Origin of the sequence: Arthrobacter sp. R4 (genome assembly GCF_051365025.1) — a bacterium.
Classification (GTDB): Bacteria; Actinomycetota; Actinomycetes; order Actinomycetales; family Micrococcaceae; genus Arthrobacter.
Genome location: NZ_JBLWIJ010000008.1, coordinates 175,023 through 200,843 on the forward strand (window position 1 = coordinate 175,023; position 25,821 = coordinate 200,843).

Annotated in this window: 19 protein-coding genes; 12 read left to right on the forward strand and 7 right to left on the reverse strand. The window is 66.2% G+C overall.

Annotation, left to right across the window (positions count from 1 at the left end):
* Window positions 1-2 precede the first annotated feature (2 nt).
* Window positions 3-623, forward strand: coding sequence for a TetR/AcrR family transcriptional regulator (locus ACLKOZ_RS04790; RefSeq protein WP_436473198.1), 621 nt, complete (start codon window positions 3-5; stop codon window positions 621-623).
* Window positions 624-727: 104 nt separating this feature from the next.
* Here the strand turns inward: ACLKOZ_RS04790 and ACLKOZ_RS04795 are convergent, their stop codons facing one another.
* The 6 genes from ACLKOZ_RS04795 to ACLKOZ_RS04820 all read right to left on the reverse strand — a co-directional run bounded on the left by ACLKOZ_RS04795 (window position 728) and on the right by ACLKOZ_RS04820 (window position 6,895).
* The gene (locus ACLKOZ_RS04795; RefSeq protein ID WP_436473200.1) at window positions 728-1,588 is read right to left on the reverse strand and encodes a phosphogluconate dehydrogenase C-terminal domain-containing protein; all 861 of its coding nucleotides are present in this window, start codon (window positions 1,586-1,588) and stop codon (window positions 728-730) included.
* Window position 1,589: 1 nt separating this feature from the next.
* Window positions 1,590-2,423, reverse strand: a complete 834-nt coding sequence (locus ACLKOZ_RS04800) for a sugar phosphate isomerase/epimerase family protein (RefSeq protein ID WP_436473202.1) — start codon at window positions 2,421-2,423, stop codon at window positions 1,590-1,592.
* A complete protein-coding gene (locus ACLKOZ_RS04805) occupies window positions 2,420-3,232 on the reverse strand; it encodes a triose-phosphate isomerase family protein (protein ID WP_436473204.1) in 813 nt (270 codons plus the stop codon). The genes ACLKOZ_RS04800 and ACLKOZ_RS04805 overlap by 4 nt, the downstream gene beginning before the upstream one ends.
* Entirely contained in the window at window positions 3,216-3,686 is a 471-nt protein-coding gene (locus ACLKOZ_RS04810) for a ribose-5-phosphate isomerase (RefSeq protein ID WP_337345444.1), read from the reverse strand. Before ACLKOZ_RS04810 ends, ACLKOZ_RS04805 begins: the two co-directional genes overlap by 17 nt.
* Complete coding sequence (locus ACLKOZ_RS04815) at window positions 3,683-5,425, reverse strand: dihydroxyacetone kinase family protein (protein ID WP_436473206.1); 1,743 nt, start codon at window positions 5,423-5,425, stop codon at window positions 3,683-3,685. Before ACLKOZ_RS04815 ends, ACLKOZ_RS04810 begins: the two co-directional genes overlap by 4 nt.
* 105 nt (window positions 5,426-5,530) lie before the next feature.
* Window positions 5,531-6,895 (reverse strand): MFS transporter, encoded by a 1,365-nt coding sequence (locus tag ACLKOZ_RS04820; protein WP_337345446.1) that lies wholly within the window; start codon window positions 6,893-6,895, stop codon window positions 5,531-5,533.
* Between the two features lie 213 nt (window positions 6,896-7,108).
* Here ACLKOZ_RS04820 and ACLKOZ_RS04825 point away from each other — a divergent pair, with 213 nt between their 5' ends.
* From ACLKOZ_RS04825 to ACLKOZ_RS04835, 3 genes are all read left to right on the forward strand, one after another.
* The gene (locus ACLKOZ_RS04825) at window positions 7,109-7,852 is read left to right on the forward strand and encodes a FadR/GntR family transcriptional regulator (protein ID WP_337345447.1); all 744 of its coding nucleotides are present in this window, start codon (window positions 7,109-7,111) and stop codon (window positions 7,850-7,852) included.
* 180 nt (window positions 7,853-8,032) lie between these two features.
* Window positions 8,033-9,937 (forward strand): hypothetical protein, encoded by a 1,905-nt coding sequence (locus ACLKOZ_RS04830; protein WP_436473209.1) that lies wholly within the window; start codon window positions 8,033-8,035, stop codon window positions 9,935-9,937.
* A gap of 63 nt (window positions 9,938-10,000) precedes the next feature.
* Window positions 10,001-10,756, forward strand: coding sequence for an SDR family NAD(P)-dependent oxidoreductase (locus ACLKOZ_RS04835; protein WP_436473211.1), 756 nt, complete (start codon window positions 10,001-10,003; stop codon window positions 10,754-10,756).
* A 107-nt stretch (window positions 10,757-10,863) separates the two neighbouring features.
* Here the strand turns inward: ACLKOZ_RS04835 and ACLKOZ_RS04840 are convergent, their stop codons facing one another.
* Window positions 10,864-11,502: a TetR/AcrR family transcriptional regulator gene (locus ACLKOZ_RS04840; RefSeq protein WP_436473213.1), complete on the reverse strand. Its 639-nt coding sequence runs from the start codon at window positions 11,500-11,502 to the stop codon at window positions 10,864-10,866.
* Between the two features lie 203 nt (window positions 11,503-11,705).
* Between ACLKOZ_RS04840 and ACLKOZ_RS04845 the strand changes: the two genes are divergently transcribed.
* The 8 genes from ACLKOZ_RS04845 (at window position 11,706) to ACLKOZ_RS04880 (ending at window position 25,762) form a co-directional block, all read left to right on the forward strand.
* Window positions 11,706-13,208: an ABC transporter substrate-binding protein gene (locus ACLKOZ_RS04845; protein ID WP_436473215.1), complete on the forward strand. Its 1,503-nt coding sequence runs from the start codon at window positions 11,706-11,708 to the stop codon at window positions 13,206-13,208.
* Window positions 13,209-13,289: 81 nt separating this feature from the next.
* Window positions 13,290-14,231 (forward strand): ABC transporter permease, encoded by a 942-nt coding sequence (locus tag ACLKOZ_RS04850; RefSeq protein WP_337345452.1) that lies wholly within the window; start codon window positions 13,290-13,292, stop codon window positions 14,229-14,231.
* On the forward strand, window positions 14,228-16,081 hold the full coding sequence (locus ACLKOZ_RS04855) for a dipeptide/oligopeptide/nickel ABC transporter permease/ATP-binding protein (RefSeq protein ID WP_436473218.1): 1,854 nt from the start codon (window positions 14,228-14,230) through the stop codon (window positions 16,079-16,081). Before ACLKOZ_RS04850 ends, ACLKOZ_RS04855 begins: the two co-directional genes overlap by 4 nt.
* Window positions 16,078-16,938, forward strand: coding sequence for an ATP-binding cassette domain-containing protein (locus ACLKOZ_RS04860; RefSeq protein WP_376044473.1), 861 nt, complete (start codon window positions 16,078-16,080; stop codon window positions 16,936-16,938). The genes ACLKOZ_RS04855 and ACLKOZ_RS04860 overlap by 4 nt, the downstream gene beginning before the upstream one ends.
* Before the next feature lie 68 nt (window positions 16,939-17,006).
* Window positions 17,007-19,508: a beta-glucosidase family protein gene (locus ACLKOZ_RS04865; protein WP_436473221.1), complete on the forward strand. Its 2,502-nt coding sequence runs from the start codon at window positions 17,007-17,009 to the stop codon at window positions 19,506-19,508.
* Window positions 19,505-21,016, forward strand: a complete 1,512-nt coding sequence (locus ACLKOZ_RS04870; RefSeq protein ID WP_436473223.1) for a family 43 glycosylhydrolase — start codon at window positions 19,505-19,507, stop codon at window positions 21,014-21,016. Before ACLKOZ_RS04865 ends, ACLKOZ_RS04870 begins: the two co-directional genes overlap by 4 nt.
* Window positions 21,017-21,076: 60 nt before the next feature.
* Complete coding sequence (locus tag ACLKOZ_RS04875; protein WP_436473225.1) at window positions 21,077-23,959, forward strand: family 78 glycoside hydrolase catalytic domain; 2,883 nt, start codon at window positions 21,077-21,079, stop codon at window positions 23,957-23,959.
* A 30-nt stretch (window positions 23,960-23,989) separates the two neighbouring features.
* The gene (locus ACLKOZ_RS04880) at window positions 23,990-25,762 is read left to right on the forward strand and encodes a DUF5605 domain-containing protein (protein WP_436473227.1); all 1,773 of its coding nucleotides are present in this window, start codon (window positions 23,990-23,992) and stop codon (window positions 25,760-25,762) included.
* The last annotated feature ends 59 nt before the right edge of the window (window positions 25,763-25,821 follow it).

Here is a 25,821-nt window from a genome sequence, read left to right on the forward strand (position 1 = left end):
CAATGACTTCAGCCCCAGAAACTGGACCGTCCCCCGTGCAAAGCCAAGTGGGGGCGGCAGCCGGACACGCCGATGCCGTGGGCCGGATACTCGCTGTTGCCTATGAACTCTTCTCCCGCCGCGGTGTCCGCGACGTCGGAGTTAACGAACTCATCGAACGGTCCGGCGTTGCCAAGGCAACCTTCTACCGGCACTTCCCTTCCAAGGACGCCCTGGTGCTGGCCTTCCTGGAACAGCGCGACCGGCAGTGGACTGTGGACGCGATCGTCTCCGAAGCCCGGCGCCGCGGGAATACGCCCACCGAACAGCTGCTGGCCATCTTTGACGTCTTCGGCGACTGGTTCCTGCGCGAGGACTTCGAGGCCTGCTCGTTCATCAACATCCTGCTGGAGATGGGGCCGGCGCACCCCCTCGGCCAGGCGAGCATCGACTACCTGGCCAGGATCCGCGGCCACGTCCAGGCTCTTGCGGAGGAAGCGGGGCTGGCCCGAACCGAAGATTTCGCCCGGTCCTGGCACATCCTGATGAAGGGATCCATCATCTCGGCCACAGAGGGTGACATGCAGGCGAACAAGCGTGCCCAGCAGATGGCTGCCTGGCTGATAGAACACCACCGCAGCTAGGCAGTCAACCCAGTCGCAGAAAGTACGGATGAGGCCCCGGTTTTCCCGGGGCCCCAACTGTGCTTACGCGCCGTACGGCGGGGGCAGTCGCGCCGCCTGAGGGGCTAGCGCTTGACGGCGTCCAGCTTGAGCATCTTGGCGATGACGCTGTCCAGCTCGGAGTCGTCGAAGATCTTCTTCCAGTCGTCCTTGATGATGGTGTCCTTGCCGTACTGGATGGCGATTTCGCAGGCTTCGGAGAACGGGTTGGAGCCGCGCAGGGCGTTGGTGAGGGCGATCTGCACGTGGCCGAACAGCATGGCCTTCGCCGCTTCCTCGGGAACGCCGGCGGTGTGCACGGTCTCGTGCAGTGCCTCGTTGAGCAGGGTGCCGATCATGCAGGCGACGGTCTCCACGAGGGTGGGTTCGAGGATGGCGAGCTGCTTGACGGTGACCCAGTGGACGTCGATGACGGGTGCGTAGATGATGCGGATGGTGGCCTCGGCTGCTGCCTTGGTCCCCTCCGGTGCGTTCTCGTCGATCGCGGCCACCACGTTCTGCGGGGCGCCCTCGCCGCCGAAGGTGTCGGCCCATTCTTCCTTGGTGGTGCGCTCGAGGAACACGGACGGGTGGCACGGGTGAGCCACAGCCTGGACGACGTCGTCGCGCTTTGCCAGCAGGCCGGCGTAGGCGGCGGCGGGGTCCAGGGTGAGCAGGATTGCGCCGGCCTTCATCTGGGGGACTACGCCCTGGGAGACCACGCCGAGGACGGTGTCCGGGACCGCGAGGATGACCACGTCGGCGCCCTTGACGGCGTCGTCAGTGGCGGTGATTTCGCGGCCTTCTGCCTGGATGCGTTCCTGGCCTGCGGGGGAGTTCTCGCTGTAGAAGACGGTGTGGTCGCTCTTCTGGAGGTTACGGGAAACGCGCATTCCCATTTTGCCACCGGCTCCGATGACGGCGACGGTCAATTTTTCTGCTGACATTTCACTTGCTCCTTAGGAATTCGATGCTTTGTTGGGTCCACTGGTTTTCGAGGCGGATGGTGTCCGCCTCTGAGTCCTGCCACGGCAGCCAGTGTTCGACGATCTGGTTGATATTTCTTTGGTGGGGCGCGAACTTGCTGACCATGTAGTCGTAGTCGAGCAGGCCTTCGCCGAGCGGTGCGCCGGCATAGGTGAATCCGACCCACCCGTCCTTGCGGCTGAACGCGAAGTCCTTGATGTGCATGTTCAGGACATAGGGCGCGACGGCGTCAATCACCTCGCGCGGCATCTCCAGGGCCGCGACCGTGTTGGCGGGGTCGGCGCAGATGCCCAGGGATGGGCTGTCCACTCCGCGGATCACGTCCAGGATCCGATTGGTGGGGACCTGCTCGTAGGTTTCCACCGCAATCTTCACGCCGGCGGCCTCGAACTCGGGCAGGACTTCCTTGAAGATCGCCACGGCTTCCTCCGCCGTCGGGGTGTGGCCCGGGACGTTGAACATGGTCCGCAGCAGGGGCGAGCCCAGGATCCCGGCGAGGCGCAGGAACTTCCTCAGGTGCTCCGGGCGGATGCCCTTGGTGCCGAGCTCCAGGGAAATGCCCAGCCGGTCCGCGGTGGCCCGGACGGCCTCCAGCTCGGAATCCGGCATGGTTTCGAGCGGGGCGTAGTCGCAGATTTGGAACAGGTCCACCCCGAGCGCGGCGGTCCGTTCCAGCGCCTGATGGATACTGAGCGGTTCGGCGACCTTGTCCGAGAGCTGCCAGAAGAAGGCGTAGCTGCTCAATCCAATTCTTGAACCCTGCCCGATCCGGGAACCGGTGCCGAGGCGGCTCATACGGTCACCTCCGCAGTGGTCATCCTTGCAGCCGTCTCATCCAGGATGGTCTTCAGCGCTTTCGGGTCGTGTGCGAAGCGGCCCAGGAACAGACCGGCGACGGCGGGTGCCAGCTTGGTGATCAGGCCTGGTCCGGCGCTGCCGCCGTAAATGACGCGGCTGTCCGCTTGGCCGGGCAGGCTGCGCAGGTGCGCGTCCAGCCCGGTGATGACCGCGCTGATGTAATCCGGTGTTGCCGGTTCCGGGGCGCCGATGGCCCACTGCGGCTCGTAGGCCACGATGGTCCGGCCGGCGGGTCCCAGGGACTGCGCGCGGTGGAGTGCGGCGTCGATTTCCGCGGAGCAGCGGGTGACGGCTTCTTCCACGGATCCCTGTTGCAGTTCTCCGACGCACAGGATCGGGGTGAGGCCATTGCGGTAGGCTGCGGCAGTTTTCAGTCCGATGACTGTGTCATCCTCGCCGAAGATCCGGCGGCGTTCGGCGTGGCCCACTTCGGCGTAGCGTCCGCCGAGCTCGGCCACGGTCTTGCCGCCGACTTCACCGGTGAACGCGCCTTCGTCTTCCCAGAAGATGTCCTGGGCGCCCGCGGCGGCTCCCGCCGGTCCCAGGATGCGGGCAGCTTCGGGCAGAACCGGGAGCGTAGGCAGGACGAACAGTTCGATGTCGCCGGCCTGGACCGCCGGGTGCGCGAACGCGATCGCGGCCACGTCGCGGCAGTAGTCCACCGAGCGCTGGTAGCCGAAGTACATCTTCAGGCTGACGCCGATGATGGCCTTCGGTTTTATCGGGGTATTAGCAGGAAGTGACACCCTCATAGTCCTTAATCAAGGTGACTTTCCCGGCCGAGGCCGAGGTTTCGTCAAAGGTGTAGGTGAGCCATTCCTTGGCGAGGCGGCGGGCGAGTTCCAGGCCAACAACGCGCTGGCCGAAGGTGAGGACCTGGACGTTGTTGCTCAGGATGGAGCGTTCAACCGAGTAGCTGTCGTGCGCGGTGACGGCGCGGATGCCGGGGACCTTGTTCGCGGCGATAGCCACACCAAGGCCGGTGCCGCAGACCAGCAGGGCGCGGTCGGCCTTGCCGGCGGCGATGAGCTCGGCAGCGGCGATGGCCACGGACGGGTAGGGGGTGTGGCTGGTGGCGTCTACGCCAACATCGGTGACGGATTCGACCAGCTCGGAGGCCTCCAAATCAGCCTTCAGGGCTTCCTTGTACTCGAAACCGGCGTCGTCGGCCCCAACAATCAGGCGCAGTTTGGCGCTCATGCTTTCTCCTTAATGGTTGTCCGCTCGACGAGCGTGTTGTGGATGGCCCGGATGATCAGTGCCATGGATACGGCACCCGCGTCCGGGGTGCCGAGGCTCTTCTCGGCGTGCGGGCGGGCGCGGCCCATGAGGGGCAGCAGTTGGGCGGTGTCCTCGGCGGCCTGCTCGGCAGTCACTGCGGCGGCGGCCCAGGCCTCGGTGAGGGATTTGCCCGCACCGACGCCGGACGCCAGCGCGTCACGGAAGGGAACCAGGACGTCCACGAGGGTTTTGTCGCCGGGTTTGGCTTTGCCGAAGTCCATGATCGCGGCCGCGGCTCCGGCGACACCGGCGGCGACAGCACCGGCGTCGGGCGCTTTGCTGTTTCCCACGGCGTCCCCGACGGCGCGCAGGGCCATTCCCCAGAGCGCGCCGGACGTGCCGCCGGCCCTGTCGGCCCAGGCATCCGCGGCAAAGTGAAGGGTAGTGGCGGCACCGGCGCCGCGGGCGACGGCGTCCGTTGCGGCTTCGACGGCGGCGCGGACGCCTCGTTCCATGCCGATGCCGTGGTCACCGTCGCCGGCGATCGCATCGATCCGGCCCAGTTCGTCGGCGTTGGCATCCACCACAGCCTTCGCGGCGCCGAGGGCGGCGAGGACACGTGCGGCACCGGCGCGGGATTCTTCCGTGGCGTCCGGGATGACCGCTTCGGCCTCGGCAAGTTCGCCGTCGCCGGCTTCCAGTGCTTCCGCGGTGACGGCGCCGCGGCGGAAGGCCGGGGCGTCGGCGGGAGCGTTCCAGAGGGCCTCGAGTTCGTCGTCCAGCCAGAAAAGGGTTAGGGACGTGCCGGCCATGTCGAAGCTGGTGACGAGTTCACCCACCTGCGGGTCAACCGCTTCCAGGCCGGCCTCGGCGAGGAGTTGTGCGACGCGGCGGTAGACGACGAAAAGCTCTTCGTACTTGACGCTGCCCAGGCCGTTCAGAATGGGGACCACGCGGGCACCTCTGGCGTCCAGCCCCTCCGGTACTTCGGTGAGGAGTTTGGCGACCAACAGTTCGGCGAGCTCATCCGCCGTCGGGATGTCCGTTTCATCAATGCCGGGCTCGCCGTGGATGCCCATGCCCACGGCCATCCGGCCCTCCGGGACGGAGAACAAGGGATGGTCCGCGCCCGGCAGGGTGCAGCCGGTGAACGCGACGCCGAAGGAGCGCGTGCGGTCGTTGGCGCGTTCGGCGATTTCCATTGTCGCGTCCATGGAGTAGCCGGCCTCCGCTGCGGCGGCGGCCACCTTGAAAACGGTCAGGTCCCCGGCGATGCCGCGGCGCTTGGCGCGCTCGGCGAGCGGGGCGGAAGAGACGTCGTCAGTGACGGCGATGCTGCGGCAGTCGATGCCTTCCTTGCGGAGGCGGTCCTGGGCCTGGTTGAAATGCAGGACGTCGCCGGCGTAGTTGCCGTAACCCAGCAGTACACCGCCGCCGTTGTTGGCGGCCTTGGCCACGTTGTAGACCTGCTGGGCGGACGGGGAAGCAAAGAGGTTGCCCATTGCGGCGCCGTGGGCCAGGCCCTGGCCCACGAGTCCGGCGAACGCCGGGTAGTGTCCGGAGCCGCCGCCGATGACCAGCGCCACCGTGTCCGGGGTGCTCTTGGTATTGCGGACCACGCCGCCGGAAACGCGCTTCACCCAGCGTCCATGGGAGGCGGCAAAGCCCTCGATCATTTCGTCAGCGAAAGCTGAAGGTTCGTTGAACAGGCGGGTCATGGGAAAAGGCTCCTGGAGTTATTGCTCGCTCCGGTGGCTCGACCACCGGTTAGTTGGATTGGTGCGGGGGCGTCCGCGGGTAAAACGGACGCCCCCGGGTCTGGGTTACGGCTCGGAGTGGTGTCCGGCGCCCGCAGGATCCAGGGCCTCGGCGGGGATGCCCTCGCTGACCTTGCCGGAGCGGCTGAGTGCCACCATGAGGATCGAGGAGAGGAGCATAAAGCCGCCCACGACGAACATCGGCACCGTGTAGCCCCCGGTTAGGTCCTTCAGCCAGCCGGTGACGTAGCCTGCGCTGAAGCCAGCCAGGTTGCCGATGGTGTTGATCAGGGCGATCCCTGCGGCGGCTGCTGCTCCGGTGAGGAACTGGGTGGGCACGGTCCAGAAGTTGGGCAGGGCCGCGAAGATGGACATGGCCGTGATGGTGATGACAGCGATGGTGGCCGCCGGGGAACCTGCGAACAGGGCCAACGGGATGCTGAGGCCGCCGATGAGGGCGGGAAGGGCAATGTGCCAGGTCTTGACGCCGCGCTTGGTGGCATCCTTGGACCAGAAGTACAGGGCGAACGCTGCCGGCAGGTACGGGATGGCCGTAATCAGGCCCTTCTGCAGGACATCGAACTTGGTGCCGTAGATGCCTTCGAAGCCCGCGATGATGGTGGGGAGGAAGAAGCCGAGGGCGTAGAGGCCGTAGATGAAGCCGAAGTAGATGGCGGAGAGCATCCAGACGCGGCCGTTGCCGAAGACGGTGCGGACGCTGACGTGCTTGTTGCTGGCCGCGGTTTCCTTCTTTTCCTTCTCCAGTGCGCCGGTCAGCCACGTCTTCTCTTCCTGCGTCAGCCACTTGGCCTTTGCGGGGGAGTCAGCCAGGTAGAACCAGGCGACGATGCCGACGATGATTGCCGGGACTGCGACGCCGAAGAACATGACACGCCAGCCCTCAAGTCCGAACAGGCCGTGCTGCTGGATGAGGAGGCCGGCCAGCGGGGCGCCGATCACGGTGGTCAGCGGCTGGGCCAAGTAGAACAGGGCAAGGATCTTGCTGCGGTGGCGTGACGGGACCCAGAGGCTCAGGAAGAGGATGGCGCCGGGGAAGAACCCGGCCTCGGCCACGCCCAGGATGAAGCGGAGGACGTAGAGCTGCTCCACGTTGCCCACCCAGGTGAACAACAGGGAGACGATGCCCCAGCTGACCATGATGCGGGCGAGCCAGCGGCGGGCGCCGAACTTGTGCAGGGCCAGGTTGCTGGGAACTTCCAGCAGGATGTAGCCGATGAAGAAGACGCCGGACGCAAAGCCAAACTGTGCTGCGGACAGGGCCAGGTCTGTGTTCATGCCGTTGGGGCCGGCGAACGAGATGGCCGTTCGGTCGAGGTAGTTGATGAAGAACATCAGGGCGACGAACGGCACGAGCCGGATCGCCACTTTCCTGATTGCGGATTTTTCGACCACCGATTGTGTGGTGTCCACGTTGACTCCTAGATGTTGATGTTCCCGGCAGCGTCCGTCACTGGAGGCTTGGGGGCTGTTTCAACGCCGGAGGGCAGGGGGACCGGACCGGCGGCTAAAGCATGTTGACTTCAACGATAAGAGCGAAACGTAAATTGGTCAACCGGTTGACGTGTTGTTTCTTGGAACTCCAGGTTGGCGGCCGGGGCAGGGGTCGGTTGTTACGCTTGGGATGTGTCCATAAACTCCGCCGCATCGACGGCCAAGATCAGCGCAGCGCTCGGTTCCGTGGGCCAGGGCTCCGTTGTCTCTGAAGTCGCAGAGCGCCTGCTCGCGTATTTCACCAGTGGTGATATCGCCGTCGGAACGCGCCTCCCCGCGGAGCGCCAGTTGGCCGCCTCCCTGGGTGTTGGCCGGTCCGCGGTGCGTGAGGCGCTTGCTGCCCTGGAGATCCTGGGGATTGTGATTGTCCGGCCCGGGTCAGGCACCTACCTTCGTGACGGCATCTCGGAACTACTGCCGCGCACGTTGAGCTGGGGCCTGATGCTCGGCGCGCCCCGGACCCGTGAACTGGTGGAATTGCGCAGTGGCCTGGAGGTCCAGGCCGCGCAGCTCGCCGCCGACCGGATCACCGATGAGGCCCTTGAGCGCATGCGGGGCAACCTGGCCACCATGGCCGAAACGCTCAATGACCTGGCGGCCTTTGTGGAAGCCGATGCCGCATTCCACCGCGAAATCGCCGAAAGCTCCGGAAACCAGGTTCTCAAGGAGCTGCTCCAGAGCATTCGCTCCCTGCTGCGCATCTGGGTGGACCGCGCGCTGACGGACGAAGGCCATGCTGCGGCCGCACTCAAGGAGCACACCGAAATATTCACCGCCCTTGAAGCCCGCGATTCCGAGGCAGTCACCAAGACCATGCGCTCGCACATGCAAACCGCGTCCCGCCGGCTGCTCGCCGGTTTTGACGCTTCGCAGTAGCTTTTCCGGCTGACCGCTTCCGGGGCCATCTGATCGTCCAGCTATTGGTCAACCGGTTGACTTGTTGCGTTCGGTAAATCCATAATCGGATATGGCCTGCCTCACAGGCCCTCTAATTTTGCTTTAGCGACGCCGGGCCGCCGGGCCACAGCAGCCCCGGGCCAGGCAGAGAGCAGTGACGTGTCTTCCCAGCCCTTGACCGGTCCGCCGAAACTGTCCCCCTCCGTCCAGGCCAGGCTGGCACCCCCCGTGCGGTTGCTCTCCGCCGGACCGTGGACTGCCCGGCTTGTGGGCGACGAACTCGCACACGTCAGCTACGCGGGCCGGGAGGTCCTGCGGGCCGTCAAAGCTGTAGTCCGGGACCACAACTGGCGGACTCCGAAGCCCTCGGTTCGAAACGTCGAGATCAAGCAGGACTACGACGGCCTGCAGGTCCGCTGGGCCGTAGCCTTTGCTGGATACGGCGTGGAGTATGACGGCCAACTGACGGCCGAATTCACTCCCGCGACCGTGGAAATTTCCTTTGAAGGTGCCGCTGTGCACGCCTTCCGCAGCAACCGGATCGGCCTAGTGGTGCTTCATTCTCCGGCTGAGGCCGGCCGGGAAATCACCGTGGAACACCCCGACGGCGGCAGCACAGCCGCGCAGTTTCCTCACGACATCAGCCCGCACCAGCCCTTTACGGACATCGCGGCACTTGAGTGGGCCGACGCCGGCACCGCCTTCCGTCTTTCGTTCACCGGTGACGTCTTTGAGACCGAGGACCAGCGGAACTGGACGGATGCGTCCTTCAAGACGTACAGCACGCCGCTGTCGCTGCCCTTCCCGGTGGCCGTCGCAGCCGGAGACACTGTTCGGCAGTCCGTCCTCCTCGAGGCGGCCACGCTGGAGCCGCAGGAGGCCGTGGAAGCGGCCGCAGTGGCTGCCCGCGTTGCTTCCAGGTTGCCCACAGCGGTTTCCGCGCGGATTGGCGCTGAAGCCGGCCGGGTTCCGGCCTTGGCCGTGGGGGCTGGGTCGCAGCCCGGAGTGCTCCCGGAGATCCCCGGGCTCGACGCCCTTGTGGTTGAACTTGTCGACGAAGAAGGCGACGCCGCCCGATCACTCTGGACAGCCCGGTTGGAGGCCGCGGCGGCCGCCGCCTCCATCCACGGAGCCGGACTGGACATCCGGGCAGTGACCGCGGACCCGGTTGGCGCCGTCGCAGACCTCGCACCCTATCTGCCGCAAGCCAAGCGGCTCGCGGTGTTCCATCCTGCCAGCCACGTTACTGAGCCAGACACCTGGGCCGAACTCAAGGACTCGGCACACGCGGCAGGGTTCAGCAGTAGCCTCCTGGCCGGAACGCGCGCCCACTTCACGGAACTGAACCGCGAAAGCAGCCGCACGCCGTCGGACTCCGACGCCCTCACGTTCAGCATTACGCCGCAGATGCATAGTACCGAGGCCGCACACGTCATCGACAGCGTGCCCATGCAGCGGCTCGTGGCTCAGAACGCGCTGCGCCTGGGCGGCGGAAGGCCGGTCCACGTTGGTCCGGTGACGCTGCTGCCGCGGTTCAACGCCGTGGCCACGTCCGGTATCGAGTCGGAGGCTGAAGCCGATGAACTGCAGGGCGAGCCGTTCACCGCTGCATGGACGCTGGCGAGTATCAATGCGCTGACCATGGACGGGGTAGCCTCCGTCAGTTACTTCGAGGCATCCGGCCCAACGGGCATTAGCGGCGCCGATGGCCGGCTGAATCCGGCCGGTGAACTACTGAAGGAGCTCGCCGGGCTCCGGGACTCCGTGGTGTTGTCGGTCGACGCCGATGCGGGGCCGGTGACGCTGTACCCGGTGCGGTCCCGGGCAGGCCTGGTTATTTTTGCCGGCAACCTCTCCGGTTCCCCGGTTACCGTGGACGTCCGGCTTCCGGACGGTGTCAGTGCGAGCGGCGCCACATGCGCCGCTTTCGGACAGGAGACCTCCGCTGCCATCGGCTTCAGTACCAATAACGACGGCGACCCCGCAGCCGGGCGGCTGACGCTCGGACCCTGGTCCGCCGGCGTCGTCCGTATTCCGGAAAGCAATTTTTCGGCACCGAACTGAACCACCCCATGTTTCTTGCTGCCGTCTTCAGCCGGCGGTGCCCCCTATGTGAAAGGAGACCCGATGGGTCTGCGACTTGAAGGAAAAACTGCCCTTGTCACGGGGGCTGGCTCGGGGATTGGCCTGGCCGTTGCCCAGCGCTTCGTCGCCGAAGGGGCCACGGTCTACTTCGCCGACATCAACGTGGAGGCTGCGGAAAAGGCAGCCGCCGCCACCGGGGCTTCGGGCGCGCACGCCCTGCGGATGGACATCTCCGACGAAGCGAGTGTGGCGGCTGCCTACGCCGAGGTTGCGGCGGCCGGGCAGCTTGATGTGGTGGTGGCGAACGCCGGTGTGCAGTTGTTCGGCCAGGACGCGAAGGTGGGGGACCTGGACCTGGCCGTCTGGGAGAAGACTGTCACCATCAACCAGCGGGGCGCGTTCCTCACGCTCAAACATGCCGTCCGGGCGATGGAAGGGCGCGGCGGCTCCATCATCTGCACGGGCAGCCCCACCGCCGTGGTGGCCTGCGGCCAGACATTCACCGCCTACACGAGCTCTAAGGCCGGGGTCCATGGCCTGGCGAGGGTAGTTGCAGCCGACTACGCGCACGCGGGGATCCGCGTCAATATCGTGGTCCCGGGCTACACCGAAACACCGCTGGTCCAGGCCATTGCCGACGACCCCGTCAGCCGCGCCGGCCTGGTGAATTCCACCATGCTGGGCCGTCCCGGGACGGCAGCGGACGTGGAGGGCATCATGGTCTTTCTCGCCAGCGACGACTCCGCCTACGCCACCGGCGGGATCTTCACCGTGGACGGAGGCCTCACGGCGCTGTAGGGCGGCGCTGACCTGTTGTTGCCCGATCAAGCGGTTCTGGCCCGCACAACCGGTTCGGGGCCGCACCGCCTATGCGGCCCAGGACCGCTTAGGCGCCCAATGCCCGGCTAGAACTTCTCCGTGGTGATGGCCTCCAGGAACGCGACCACCTCGGCTGGCATGTCCACGGAGTCGTTGTCCAGCAGCCACTGCACCTGCAGGCCGTCCATGAGTGCCACAAGCTGGCGTGCAGCGGTGGAGGGAGCGATGCCCGAACGCAGCTGGCCTTGCCTTGCCAGCTCGTCGAAGGCTTCTGTCATGGTGCCGCGGACCCAGGTGTAGCGCCGTTGGAAGTACTCGTGGGCCGGATGGTCGGGATCAGTGGCTTCAGCCGACAGGACGCAGTACAGGGCGACCAGGCCGGGAATCGTGGTGTTGTAGCGTGTGAGCTCCACGAGGCCGCGTAGCATCTCGATCCCCTGGGCAGTCAATGCACCCGTCCGGGTGATGGATTCCTCGTCCCTCAGCGTGAGGACAGCTTCCAGCAGGGCTTCTTTGCTGGGGAAGTGGTGCAGCAGCCCAGCCTGGCTGAGGCCCACTTTGTCGGCCACATCCTTCAGCGATCCCGCGCGGTAGCCCGACGTCGAAAACACCTCGAAGGCGGCCGTGAGGATCTCCTGGCGACGGGCTTCGGTCTTGGCATAGCTACCCCGTGGCCGGCCCCGACGAGGTGCCTCGGCGACCGCGGTGGCAGGGGTGTCAGTCATCACATAACCCTAACAAGGTAGTTTTCAGGGGCGGAAAGCCAATTGGTCAACCGCAGTGGGTCGCGTCACATTACGGACGATTCAGCTTTTCAAAATAAAAACCTAGTACCCACTAGGTTTTCATGTTACGGTCTTTCCCAATGGCCGTCCATGGTGGACGCCACTGACCGTGAAAGGGACCAAAGATGTTCCGATCCAAGCGAATGGCCGCTCTTGTCGCCGCCGTTGCCCTGGGCCTCACCGGCTGCTCTGCCGGTGGAGACGCCTCCGGAGAACAGTCCTCCGAAACCCTCACCCTCGGCACGCTTCTGGCGCCGAAGACGTTTGCAGCAGACCAGTCCGAGTTCGCCAACCTGTCGCCGTTCTACCAGGCCGTCTACGACACCCTCATCCGCATGGAGCCGGACGGCACGCTGGTGCCCATGCTGGCCACCGAGTGGAAGTACAACGAGGCCAAGACCGTCCTCACCCTGAAACTTCGCGACGACGTGAAGTTCACCGACGGCACTCCGTTCAACGCCGACGCCGCCAAGCAGAACCTCGAGCGCTTCAAGGCCGGCACATCACCGGACGCGCAGTTCCTCGCGGCCCTGCAGACCGCCACCGCAGTGGATGCCACCACCCTGGAACTGACTTTGTCGGCTCCGGACCCGGCGTTCCTGAACTACCTGTCCAAGGACGCGTCGTTCATGCAGAGCCCGGCTTCCTTCGGCAACGCCGACATCGCCACCAACCCAGTCGGCTCCGGACCGTACATCCTGGACACCGCCGCCACCGTCACCGGCACGTCCTACACCTACAAAACCAACCCGGACTACTGGGACAAGGATCTGGTCCACTACGACAACCTGGTCCTGAACGTCTACGGCGACCAGACCTCGCTGCTGAACGCCATCAAGTCCGGCACGCTCAACGCCGCCAACACCATTGACAACAACACGCTCACCGAAATCGAAGCAGCCGGCTACAAGGTCAACCCGCTCCAGTTGAACTGGTCCGGCCTGCTGATCTTCGACCGCGCCGGCACCACCAACCCGGCCCTGGCAGACGTCCGCGTCCGCCAGGCGCTGAACTACGCGTTCGACTCCAAGGCGATGCTGGAATCCATCGGCCAGGGCCATGGCGAGCTGACCACGCAAGTGTTCCCGCCGTCGTCGGACGCCTATGACGAGTCCCTGGACTCCCGCTACAGCTACGACCCCGCGAAGGCCAAGGCGCTTCTCGCCGAAGCCGGGTACGCCAGCGGGCTCACGCTGGAACTGCCCTCCTCCACCCTCCTGGGCAACACCATCCCGGCGCTGATCACCCAGCAGCTCAAGGACGTGGGCATCACGGCCCAGTTCACCGATGTGGGCAACAACTTCATCGCTGACCTCCTGGCACCCAAGTTCGGCGTGAGCTACATGATCCTCGAGCAGCAGTCCGACTGGCAGCTGATCAACATGAAGCTCACTCCCAACGCACCCTGGAACCCCTACAACTACCAGGACCCGAAGGTGGATGAACTGGTCAACAAGATCCACTTGGGTTCCGAGGACGAGCAGAAGTCCGCAGCGAAGGAACTGAACAAGTACATCGTGGAGCAGGCCTGGTTTGCCCCGTGGTACCGCCCGCAGTCCAGCTTCGTGACCGACGCAAAGACCAACGTCGAGGTCCAGACGGGTAACGCGTACCCGTTCCTCTGGTCCTTCACCCCCGCCTCCTAGCGGACAGCTGCCGCACCGGGCCGCACTTGAACTGTGCGGTCCGGTCCGGCAGCCTCAGGAACCTTCCCTAAGGATTTTCGAATGTACCGATTCGTGCTGCGGCGCCTGTTTTCCGGTGTCCTCCTGCTGTTCGTCATCACCACGGTCGCCTACCTGCTCCTCTACGCAGGTGGCGGCGACATTGCCCGCCGCATCGTGGGTCCCACGGCCAGCGATGCCCAGGTTGCGCTGAAGGCCAGCCAGCTGGGCCTGGACCGGCCGCTTCTGGTCCAGTACTGGGACTGGCTCACCAGCGCACTGACCGGCGACCTTGGCCGATCCTGGTTCAACGGCCAACTCGTTACGGCCGGTGTCAGCAGCCGGGTCTCCGTCACCATCTCCCTGGTCCTGGGCGCCACCATCATCGCCGCCGTTGTCTCGATCGTTGTGGCCGTCTGGGCAGCCGTCCGCCGCGGCTGGGTTGACCGGGTGGTCCAGTTTGTGGGCGTCCTGGGCTTCGCCATCCCCGGCTTCCTCATAGCCCTGGGGCTGGTGTCCCTGTTCGCCCTGAACCTTAAGTGGTTCAAGGCCACCGGTTATGTCCCGATTACGACGTCGTTCGGCGGCTGGGCAGCCACCGTCACCTTGCCGATCATCGCCCTTTCCATCGGCTGCATCGCCGCCGTGGTCCAGCAGGTCCGCGGCTCGCTGATCGATGCCCTCCGCCAGGATTACGTCCGGACCCTGCGGGCCCGCGGCCTGTCCTTCAACCGCGTGGTCTACAAGCATGTGCTGCGCAACGCCGGCGGCCCTGCCCTGGCTGTGCTCGCCGTGCAGTTCATCGGGCTGCTGGGCGGCGCCGTCATTGTGGAACAGATCTTCGCGCTGCCCGGCCTCGGGCAGATCACCGTCGCCGCAACCGGCCAGGGCGACATTCCGGTGGTGATGGGGGTCGTCGTCGCTACGGCCGCCATCGTGGTCACCGTCAACCTCATCATCGACCTCGCCCAGGGCTGGCTCAATCCGAAAGTTCGGCTGTCATGATCGAAACACCCCTCGCACTGCCCACCACGGCAGCCAAGGTTTCCCTTTTCCGCAGGCTCCTGACCCACCCCACGGGCGCGGCATCGCTGCTGATCCTGGTCCTGGTTGCCCTTGCCTCGGCCCTGGCGCCGCTGCTGGCAACCCACGACCCCAACACAGCAAACCTGAAGGACGTGCTGGCCAAAGCGGGGTCCGAACACCTTCTGGGTGCCGACAGCGCAGGCCGGGACGTCTTCAGCCGCCTGCTCTTCGCCGGCCAGTTCAGCCTCGCCGGCGCGCTGGTGGCCCTCGTTGTGGCAATGGTCCTCGGCGTCACCGCCGGCCTGATCGCCGGCTACTACGGCGGCTGGTTCGACGCCGTCTCCTCCTGGCTCACCGGCCTGATGATGGCACTGCCGGGCATGGTGGTGCTGCTGGCAGCCCGTGCCGTGCTGGGCCCGTCCATGTGGCTGTCCATGATGATCTTCGGCGTGATGCTCTCGCCGGCATTCTTCCGGCTGGTCTACGCCTCCGTCACCGCTGTCCGCAACGAGCTGTACGTGGATGCGGCACGCGTTTCCGGCCTCAGTGACTTCCGGATCATCGCCCGCCACATCCTCACCGTGGTCCGGGCCCCGGTCATCATCCAGTCGGCCATGGTCCTGGGCATCGCGATCGCCATCCAGGCCGGCCTTGAGTTCCTGGGCCTGGGCGACCTGAACATCCCCACCTGGGGCAGCATGCTCAACGATGGCTTCATCAACATCTTCAAATCTCCCACCCTCGTACTGTGGCCGGCACTGGTCATCGGACTCGTTTGCATCGCCCTGACGCTGCTCGCGAACGCCATGCGCGATGAACTCGAACGCAGCCGCGGGCCGGTCAAGAAGAGCCGCAAGGCCGCGGCAGCAGCCGCAGCAGCCGACGCTGAAGGTGCCGCCGAAAAGCGCGGTGCTGCCGCCGTCGTCCATCCCGATGAACCGACCGAAACAGCGGGTGAGCTGCTGCTGGAAGTCACAGACCTCGGCGTCGGCTACGACCAGCCCGACGGGTCCACCACGCACGTGGTGAACCATGTGGGCCTGACGGTCCGCCGCGGCGAAGTGCACGGCCTGGTGGGTGAATCAGGGTCCGGCAAGACCCAGACCGCATTCTCCATCCTCCGGCTCCTGCCGCAGGGCGGACGCATCACCGGCGGTTCGATCTTCTTCGAGGGCAAGGACCTGGCGCACCTCTCCGAGAAGGAGATGACCAAGGTCCGCGGGAAGCGCATCGCGTACATCCCGCAGGAACCCATGTCCAACCTGGACGCCGCCTTCACCATCGGCAGCCAGCTGACCGAACCCATGCGGGTGTGCTTAGGGCTTTCCAAGGCCGAAGCCCGCAAGCGCGCCCTGGCCCTGCTCGCCAAGGTGGGCATCCCGCATCCGGAGCGCACCTTCAACGCCTACCCGCACCAGATCTCAGGCGGCATGGCCCAGCGCGTCCTGATCGCCGGCGCGGTGTCCTGCGAACCGGATTTGCTGATCGCCGACGAACCCACCACCGCCCTGGATGTCACCGTCCAGGCCGAAGTCCTGAACCTGCTCCGCGAACTCCAGGACGAACTGAACATGGGCGTCATCCTGGTGACGCACAACTTCGGCGTGGTGGCCGACCTCTGCGACCGCGTTTCGGTCATGCAGACCGGCCGTGTGGTGGAAACCGGACCCGTCCGGGCCATCTTCAACAACGCCCAGCACCCTTACACCCGGCAGCTGCTGGACGCGATCCTTGAGGACACCGCTCCCCGCGGGCAGTACCCCACGGTTGGCCCCAACCCCGCCGAAAAAGCGGCTGAGCCCAAGGAACTGAAAGGAGTGACGTCATGACCGAGACCCTGCTGGACGTCAAGGACGTTGTTGTCGAATACCCCCTTAAGGGGTTCCGGAAGGAACCGTTCAGGGCCCTCAAAGGCGTGTCCCTGGACATCCGGCCCGGCGAAACCGTGGGACTGGTGGGGGAGTCGGGCTCGGGCAAGACCACCCTGGGCCGCGCGGTCCTCGGGCTGGCCCCGGTCACCGGGGGCAGCATCAAGTACCGCGGCCAGGAGATCTCCAAGGCCAGCCGGGCCCAGCGCAAGGAACTCAGCCATGAGATCCAAGTGGTCTTCCAGGACCCCTATACGTCACTGAACCCGTCCATGACCATCGAGCAGATCCTCACCGAGCCGCTCACGGTCCGCAAAGTTGAGCGCCAGGCAGCCAACAAGCGCGTGGCCGAACTCCTGGACCAGGTCCGGCTGCCGCACGGCGCCGCGCACCGGCTCCCGCGGGAATTCTCCGGCGGGCAGCGCCAGCGCGTCGCGATCGCCCGGGCCCTTGCCCTGGACCCGAAGCTGATCGTCTGCGACGAACCCGTCTCCGCCCTGGATCTCTCCACCCAGGCCCGGGTCATGGAACTCTTTATCGAGATCCAGGAACGCACTGGCGTCGCCTACCTCTTTGTCTCCCACGACCTCGCGGTGGTCCGGCACCTCAGCCACCGCGTGGCCGTGATGTACCACGGCGAAATCGTGGAATGGGGCGACGGCGAGCAGGTTACCGGAGCGCCCGAACACCCCTACACCCAGCGGCTGTTCATGGCCGCGCCGATTCCCGATCCCGACCGGCAGGCCAAACACCGTGCTGACCGGCTCCGCCTCCTGGAACTCCAGCACCAGCAGGACCTCCAGGCCGGCGTCGCCTGACCCGAGGCCGACCGGCCCCTTAACAGCCCAAGCAAACGTCCTCCGCAGGAACAGCCAAGAAAGCCACCATGGAAACCCTCATTACTGACCTGAATACTGACCAGAGCACCGACGCGCGATTGAAGTCCCTCCTGGCTGAACTGACCCTCGAAGAGAAGGTCCGGCTGCTGACCGGCCGCGACTTCTGGACCACCTGGCCGCTGGAAAAAATTGGCCTGCGCCGGATGCTCTTCTCCGATGGACCCACCGGTGTCCGGGGCGAGGTGTGGGATGAGCGGGAACCGTCCATGAACTTCCCCTCCGCCGCGGCGATCAGCTCCTCCTGGGACCCGGCAATCGCCGACCGGCTCGGCGCCGCGTCCGCCGTCGAGGCCCGGCGCAAGGGCGTGGACGTCGTCCTTGGCCCTACCATCAACCTGCACCGCTCCCCGTTGGGCGGCCGGCACTTCGAGGCCTTCAGCGAGGACCCGGTCCTGACGGCAGAGCTTGCCGCGGCGTACGTGACAGGGGTCCAGCGCAACGGCGTGGGCGCCACTCCGAAGCACTACATCGCCAACGACTCCGAAACCGACCGCTTCACCGTGGACGTCAAGGTTGCGGACCGGCCCCTGCGCGAGCTCTACCTGCTCGCGTTCGAGACGGCCATTGTCGAATCCAAGGCGTGGCTGGTGATGAGCGCGTACAACTCGATCAACGGCACTACCGCCACCGAAAACGAGCTGCTGGAAACCCCGTTGAACAGTGAATGGGGCTTCGACGGCGTGGTGATCAGCGACTGGACCGCCGTGCGGAGCGTGGAGAGCGCCAGCGCGTCCCAGGACCTGGCCATGCCAGGCCCGGACGGCCCCTGGGGTGAAGCCCTGGTGGTGGCCGTAAAATCCGGCCAGGTCGCCGAAGCCGCGATCGACCGCAAGGTGTTCCGGATCCTGCAGTTGGCCGCCCGCGTCGGCGCACTCGAAGGCTTCGAGGCCGTGGCGGCCGAACCGGTGGACCGTGAGGACCCCATTGCGTTCGCCCGCGAGGCCTCCGCCGCCGGCACGGTCATGGTGAAGAACGACGGCGTGCTGCCGCTGGCTCCCGCCGCCGCCAGGACTGTCGCCGTGATCGGGCACAACGCCCGGTACGCCCGAACCCAGGGCGGCGGCTCCGCCACGGTCGTGCCCGAAAAGATCGTCACCCCGCTGGACGGGATCCGCGAAGTGTTCGGTGCGGACAATGTCAGCTACAGCGTGGGCGCCGTGGTCCAGGAAGGCATCGCCGAACTCCCCCTGGAACAGCTCACCAACCCCACCACCGGAACCCCCGGCGTGCGGGTCCGGTTCCTGGACTCCAACGGGAACGAACTCTTCGCCGAGGACCGCCGCTCCACCGCCCTGGTCTGGTTCGGCGGTGACGCCCCCATCGCAGCGTCCTCCCTGGTCCAGTTCCACACCATCTACACTCCGGATGAGACCGGCCCGGTCAGGCTCGGCTTCTCCACCGTGGGCCACGGCCGGATCTTTGTCGACGGAGTCCTGGCCCGCGAGGCCACCATCGAAGCGACTGGAACGGACCTCGGCGCCGCATTCCTGGCCCCGCCTTCGGCATCCGTTGAAGTCCAGGCCACCGCAGGCGTCCCGCTGGAGGTCCGGATCGAACTGGACACCCATGACCGGGAGGGTGCCCTGTCCAACGCCCTTGCCATCACCATCGGTGTGGAAGCTGACGACGCCGACCCGGACTCCCTGATCCGGGATGCTGTTCAGGCTGCCCGCGCAGCCGATGTCGCCGTCGTCGTGGTCGGCACCAACTCCCGGGTCGAATCCGAAGGCTACGACCGGACCTCCCTGGAACTGCCCGGCCTGCAGGACCGGCTCGTGCACGCCGTCGCTGCGGCAAATCCCCGCACCATCGTGGTCGTGAACTCCGGCTCCCCGGTCTTACTGCCCTGGCGCAAGGAGGTGGCCGCGATCCTGATCGGCTACTTCGGCGGCCAGGAATTTGGCCACGCCCTCACCGACATCCTCACCGGCGCCACCGAACCCGGCGGCCGGCTCCCCACCACCTGGCCCGCCACCCAGGAAGACGTGCCCGTCATCAACGTCACCCCCGCACCCGACGGGACCCTGACCTACGACGAAGGCATCCACATCGGCTACCGCGCCTGGCTCAAAGCCGGCACGGAACCGGCCTACGAATTCGGCTACGGCCTCGGTTACACCACCTGGACCCTCGACGGCGTGGACGCCCCCGTTACAGCGGCCCCCGGCGCCGTCGTGCCCCTCACCGTCACCTTGGCAAACACCGGCACCCGGCTAGGCAAAAACGTCGTCCAGATCTACGCCGAAAAGCCAGGCTCCGCCGTCGACCGCCCCGTCCGCTGGCTCGTTGCCTCCATCCCCGTGTGGGCCGGACCCGGCGAAACCGCCACCGCCATCCTGAACGTCCCCACCCGGCTCCTGGCCTACTGGGACAACGGCTGGACCTTCGAGTCCGGTGACTACACGCTCCGCATTGGCACGTCAGTCACCGAACTGCCGCTGGAAACCGTGCTCACCCTGACCGGCGTCTCCGAGGAGGGGGCAGCATGAACCTGCCCAACCCGCTGATCCCCGGTTTCAACCCGGACCCCAGCATCGTCAAGGTGGGGAGCGACTATTACCTGGCCACTTCCACGTTCGAGTACCTGCCCGGCATCCCCGTCTACCACAGCACCGACCTGGTCAATTGGGCACGGATCGGCCACGTGGTGGATCGCGAAGGGCAGTTGGATTCCCGTGATGTGCCCACCCTCGGCGGTGCCTGGGCGCCCACCATACGCTTCCACGACGGCCTGTTCTACGTTGCCGTTACCGACGCCATGGCCCGCGGCACCCTGGTGTTCACGGCAAAGGATCCCGCGGGGCCCTGGAGTGACGGCCTCGCGATCGAAGGAGCCGTCGGCATCGACCAGGACCTCGCCTGGGACGAGGACGGCACCGCTTACATGACCTACTCCGGGCTGGACACTGTCACTGGAAACATGGGTGAGCACGGCGGCATCCTCCAGGTCCGCGTTGATCTTGTAGCCGGCAAGGCACTTGAGGAGCCGCGCAGTGTCTGGTCCGGCACAGGCCTGATGTTCCCGGAAGCGCCGCACCTCTACAAGCGTGGCGACTACTGGTATCTCATGATCGCCGAGGGCGGCACGGAGCGCGGGCACAGCGTCAGCATCGCCCGCGGAACCTCCCCGGCCGGTCCGTTCGAGTCCAACCCGGCCAACCCCATCCTGAGCGCCCGCAGCACAGACCGCCCCATCCAGAACACCGGCCACGGCGACCTGGTGGAAACGCCCGACGGCGGCTGGGCCATGGTCCTCCTGGGCATGCGCCCCAAGGGCATGACCCGCGCCTTCTCCGCGCTGGGCCGGGAAACGTTCATCACCCCGGTCACCTGGATAGATGGCTGGCCCGTCGCGGAACCGGTCGTCCTCAACCCTCGCGCAGGCGGCGCCTTTGAGGATGACTTCGCGGACGCGGAGCTCGACGGCGGCTGGATCGCCGTCCGGCGCTTCCCCGGCGCGTTTGCCTCCACCGAGAAAGTCCCGGGACGCCTCACGCTGACCAGCGACGGCACGAAACTGGATGATGCCCGTCCCGCGTTCCTGGGCCGCCGCCAGCAGTACCAGGTGGAGACCATCGCAGCACTCGTGGACGTGGAAGGCGCCAGCGCCAGCGAAAGCGGCTCCGGCGGCTTGGCCGTCCGCTACGACGAGGCCCACCACTACTCCATTGAAACGGACGGAACCACTCTTACGGCCCGGGCCAGGATTTCGTCGATTGAACAGACGTGGACCCACCCGGCGCCCGCCGGACCGGTGGAACTGCGGATCGAGACCCGCGAACCGAAACCGGACAACGCCATCGGCAGCCTGAGCTCAGACACCATCGCGCTCCAGGCAGTCGTCGATGGCCAACCAGTTACCCTGGCTGAACTCGATGGCCGGTACCTCTCGGCTGAGACCGCCGCGTCCTTCACCGGACGGGTCGCGGGCGTCTTCGCCAGCGCCGGCACGGTGGCCTTCGACTGGTTCCGCAGCGAAGGACGCGAACCCCGCTAGAAACCGGCAGGGCCGCATGGCAGCTCTGATCACCTCCCACCACCTCCTGAAAGGCCCTTCGTGACAAACACGACCCTGACACCGCAGTCAGGCACCCGCGAGCAGACCGTCGTGAGCCGGTTATCGGCGGAGTACCGGACAGACACCCCGTTCGTGGCCGAGCCGCGGCCCCGGCTCAGCTGGGTCACTGCCACCGCGAGCACAGACTGGCTGCAGGTTGCAGCCGAAGTCAGGGTGACGCGGGACGGTACGGCGGAGTCTGTGCTGCTCGAAGGTCCTGAGTCCGTGCTGGTGGATTGGCCTTTCGCGGACATCACCGCGGGTGGGCAGGTGGAGGTGGACGTCCGGGTCACCGGGAACGACGGCGGCACCTCGGACTGGTGCGCGCCACTGACCCTAGTGGGCGGTTTTGTGGACGGTCCCTGGCAGGCCGAACCCATCGGTCTGCCCCCGGCCGGTGAAGATCATCCGCTGGGCCGGCCCGGCCAATTGCGTCATGAGTTCATGGTGCGGGAAGGGCTGGCCAAAGCCACGCTTTTCGCCACCGCGCACGGCGTCTACCAGGCCGAAATCAACGGGACGGAGGTGGATGACCAGGTCCTCAAGCCGGGCTGGACGGCCTACGCGGACCGGCTTAATCACGAAACCACCGACGTCACGGCGCTCCTGGCCCCGGGCGCCAACGCCATCGGAGCCTGGCTCGCGGGTGGCTGGTTCACCGAAAAGTACGGCTTCCACGGCTTCGCCAAACCGTTCTATGGCGAGCAGCCGGCGATCAAGGTGGAACTGCGCCTTGAATACACGGATGGCACGAAGGATATTGTGGCCAGCAGCGGGGACTGGCGGGCCCGCACTGGCGGCCCGCTGGTATCCAGTGGCATCTACGCCGGCGAAACCTTCGACGCCCGGCGCGCGGAGGCTGGCTGGTCCAAACCAGGTTTCGACGACGCCCTCTGGCTCCCCGCCGTCGTCGACTCCGATCAGAACTGGGCGGAGGCCACCCCGGCCACGGCCCCGCCCGTGCGCCGCATCGAGGAACTTCCCGTCAGGGAAGTCCTGACCACTCCCTCTGGTGCCACCGTGCTGGACTTCGGCCAGAACCTTGTGGGTCGGTTGCGGATCCGGGTTTCCGGCGAGCCCGGCCACACGATCACCCTTCGGCACGCCGAGGTCCTTGAAGATGGCGAACTGTCACTGCGCCCACTGCGCCAGGCGGCGGCCACCGACACGTATATCCTCGCGGGCCCCGGTGTTGCGGAAGAATGGGAACCGCGCTTCACTTTCCACGGCTTCCGCTATGCCCAGGTGGACAACTGGCCCGGCGAGCTGGCCCCGGCGGCGATCACCGCCGTCGTGATCCATAACGACATGCGCCGCACCGGCTGGTTCGACTGCTCAGACCCATTGCTGAACCGGCTGCACGAAAACGCCCTCTGGGGGATGCGCGGCAATTTCCTGGCGCTGCCCACTGACTGCCCGCAGCGGGACGAGCGGCTGGGATGGACCGGCGACATCCAGGTATTCAGCCCCACCGCCAGCTATCTGTATGACTCGCTGGGTTTTCTCGGCTCCTGGCTCCAGGACCTCGCCCTCGAGCAGGGCCACCGCGACGGCGTGGTCCCCATTATCGTGCCGTCTGTCCTGGGCATGCTCGAATCACCTGTGGCCGCTTGGGGCGACGCCGCCACCGTGGTCCCGTGGGTGCTTTTCGAGCGCTTCGGCGACACTGGCCTGCTCCGCCGCCAATACGCCAGCATGCGGGACTGGGCCGACGCCCTCTTGAAGGTCCGGGACAGTTCGGGGCTGTGGCAGGGCCAGATGCAGTTGGGCGACTGGCTGGACCCCGCCGCTCCGCCGGACAAGCCCGGTGCCGCCCGCACCCACGGCGACATTGTGGCCAGCGCCTACCTGTTCCGGTCCCTGGACCTGGTGGCCCACGCGGCTGCCGTCCTGGGGAACGACGCCGACCACGGCAAGTACGCTGCGCTCGCCGAGGAGACCAGGCAGGCCTTCCTGGCCCAATACGTGACGCCGGCCGGCCGCATGGTCTCGGACGCCCAGACTGCTTACTCGCTCGCCCTGATGTTCGGCATCAGCACCGATCCGGCGCAGCGCCAGGCCCTTGGTGACCGGCTCGCCGAGCTCGCACGGTTGGGCGGCTACCGGATCGCCACCGGTTTTGTGGGTACGCCGCTGGTTGCCGACGCCCTGACTGTGACGGGCCACCTCGGTGCTGCCGAGCGGCTGCTCACGCAGACCGAATGCCCGTCCTGGCTCTACCCCGTCACGCAGGGTGCCACCACCATCTGGGAACGCTGGGATTCCATCCTGGAGGACGGCAGTGTCAACCCCGGCGAAATGACCTCGTTCAACCACTACGCGCTGGGCGCGATCGCAGACTGGATGCACCGCACCGTGGCTGGCCTGGCCCCGGCGGCGCCCGGATACCGGAAACTCCGCATCGCGCCGCGCCCGCTGAACAGCCTGACGCACGCTTCGACGTCGCACGAAACTCCTTACGGCCTGGCCCAGGTTGCGTGGAAGCGCGTGGGCGACCGGATCCTGGTGGAGGCCAGAGTGCCTCCTGGAACCACCGCGGAGGTTTCTCTGCCGGACGGCTCCGCTGGCTTCGTAGTGGGCTCGGGCCAGCACAGCTGGGATGTTCCCGACGCCGGACCGGCAGCAGAACGCAGTACGGCCTCCCTGTACTCCCCGCTCGCGGACATCATGGACGATCCCCAGGCGTATGCCGCCGTATGGCAGGCCATCGATGCCCATGATCCCGCCGCGGCCGCGGCCTTCCGCAAGGACACCGTCTGGTACCGGCAGACCACCTTGGACCAGGGCCTGATCTTCACCCAGCCCGCCGTCAAGCAGGACATCGCCGCCGCCCTCGCAGCCTTGGACGGACGCCGCTACGAACGCACCCGTCACGACTCCTGAACTCCTGAATCCCGAACCAAGAAGGCATTGATGAGCACTTTTACCGCTGAAAGCCCCCTGTACTTTGTGATGCGGCATGCCGAGGGTAACCGCATCCTCACCGAGCACGTCCCCACCCTGACCAACAACCCCCTGCTGCACACCCTGTACTTCCACGAGGTGGGAATGATCCTCGGAACCGAGGAAGCCTTGAAGGGAAAGCCTGCCCAGGTTGCAGAGATCCTCCGCCTCATCGGCGAATTGGAGCCGGAGGACACCGTGGCGCAGCGGGCCGCGGCAGCCGCCGTCGACGTCCCGGCCCCCGCCGCCGACTACGAATCGGAATCCGTTGAACGGGCCAGCGCGGCTGTTTCCCTGCCCACGGCGGCTGCAGCGCAGGACCGGCTCGAAATCACCTTCGCCGGGCCCTCGCACGGCAACCCGTTCACCGACGTCGAACTCCGTGCAGTTTTCACCGCCCCTTCCGGGAAGACGTTGGACGTGCCGGGCTTCTATGACGGAGACGGCAAGTACAAGGTCAGGCTCCTGGTCCCGGAGGCGGGGGAGTGGACCTTCATCAGTTCCAGCAACGCCCGCTCGCTTGACGGCATCACCGGATCCTTCAGGGCAGCGGAGGCTGCAGCGGGTGCCAAGGGCGTGGTTCGCGTGGCCAACACCTTCCACTTCGCGTACGACGACGGCACCCCCTACCTGCCGATTGGCACCACGGCCTACGCCTGGACCCACCAGGGCGATGCCCTGGAAAAGCAGACCCTGGACACGCTGGCCACAGGACCGTTCAACAAGATGCGGATGTGCGTCTTCCCCAAGTCGTACCTGTTCAACGAAAACGAACCGGAGCTCTACCCGTTCGAGGGCTCCCTTGCCGGTGGTTTCGACTACGAGCGGCCCAACCCGGCGTTCTACCGCCACCTCGAACAGCGCATCAGCCAACTGGACGAACTTGGCATCGAGGCTGACCTCATCCTTTTCCACGCCTACGACCGCTGGGGCTTCTCCACCATGACCCCGGGCCAGGACGACCGCTACCTGAAGTATGTGGTGGCCCGGCTTGCTTCGCACCGCAACATCTGGTGGTCCCTGGCCAACGAATACGACCTGCTGTTCCGCAAGACCACCGAGGACTGGGAACGCTTCGCCGGCATCGTCCAGGCCAACGACCCCAACGGCCACCTCCTCTCCATCCACAACTGCCACGCGTTCTACGACTACAACCGGCCCTGGATCACGCACAGCAGCATCCAGCGCCAGGACGTACACAAGACCGCGGAGTTCACGGGGGAGTGGCGCGACCGTTGGCAGAAGCCGGTGGTCATCGACGAGTGCGCTTACGAAGGCAACATCGACCAGGGCTGGGGCAACATCACTGGTGAGGAAATGACCCGGCGGTTCTGGGAAGGCGCCGTCCGCGGCGGCTACGTTGGCCACGGCGAAACATATATGCACGACCGGGACATCCTGTGGTGGGCCAAGGGCGGCGGGTTCCACGGCAGCAGCCCGGAACGCATTGCTTTCCTGCGCAGCATCCAGGAGGAGACACCCGGAGGTTTCCTTGATCCGCTGCCCAGCGCCTGGGACGTTCCCACCGCCGGCATCCGGTTCGAGTATGAGATCAGCTACTTCGGGTTCAACCAGCCCACGTACCGGAACTTCGTCATGCCAGCCGGGCGTCAGTACCAGGTGGACATCATTGACACCTGGAACATGACAGTGGAAACGCTGCACGACGCAGTGGAAGGACGGTTCCAGGTGGAGCTTCCGGGCCGGCAGTTCATGGCTGTTCGTATCCGCGCCGTTTCCTGACATTTCCGGGAACCGCGGCAGGCCCTCAGCGGCTGGATGGCTGCGGTTCCCGGACGGGG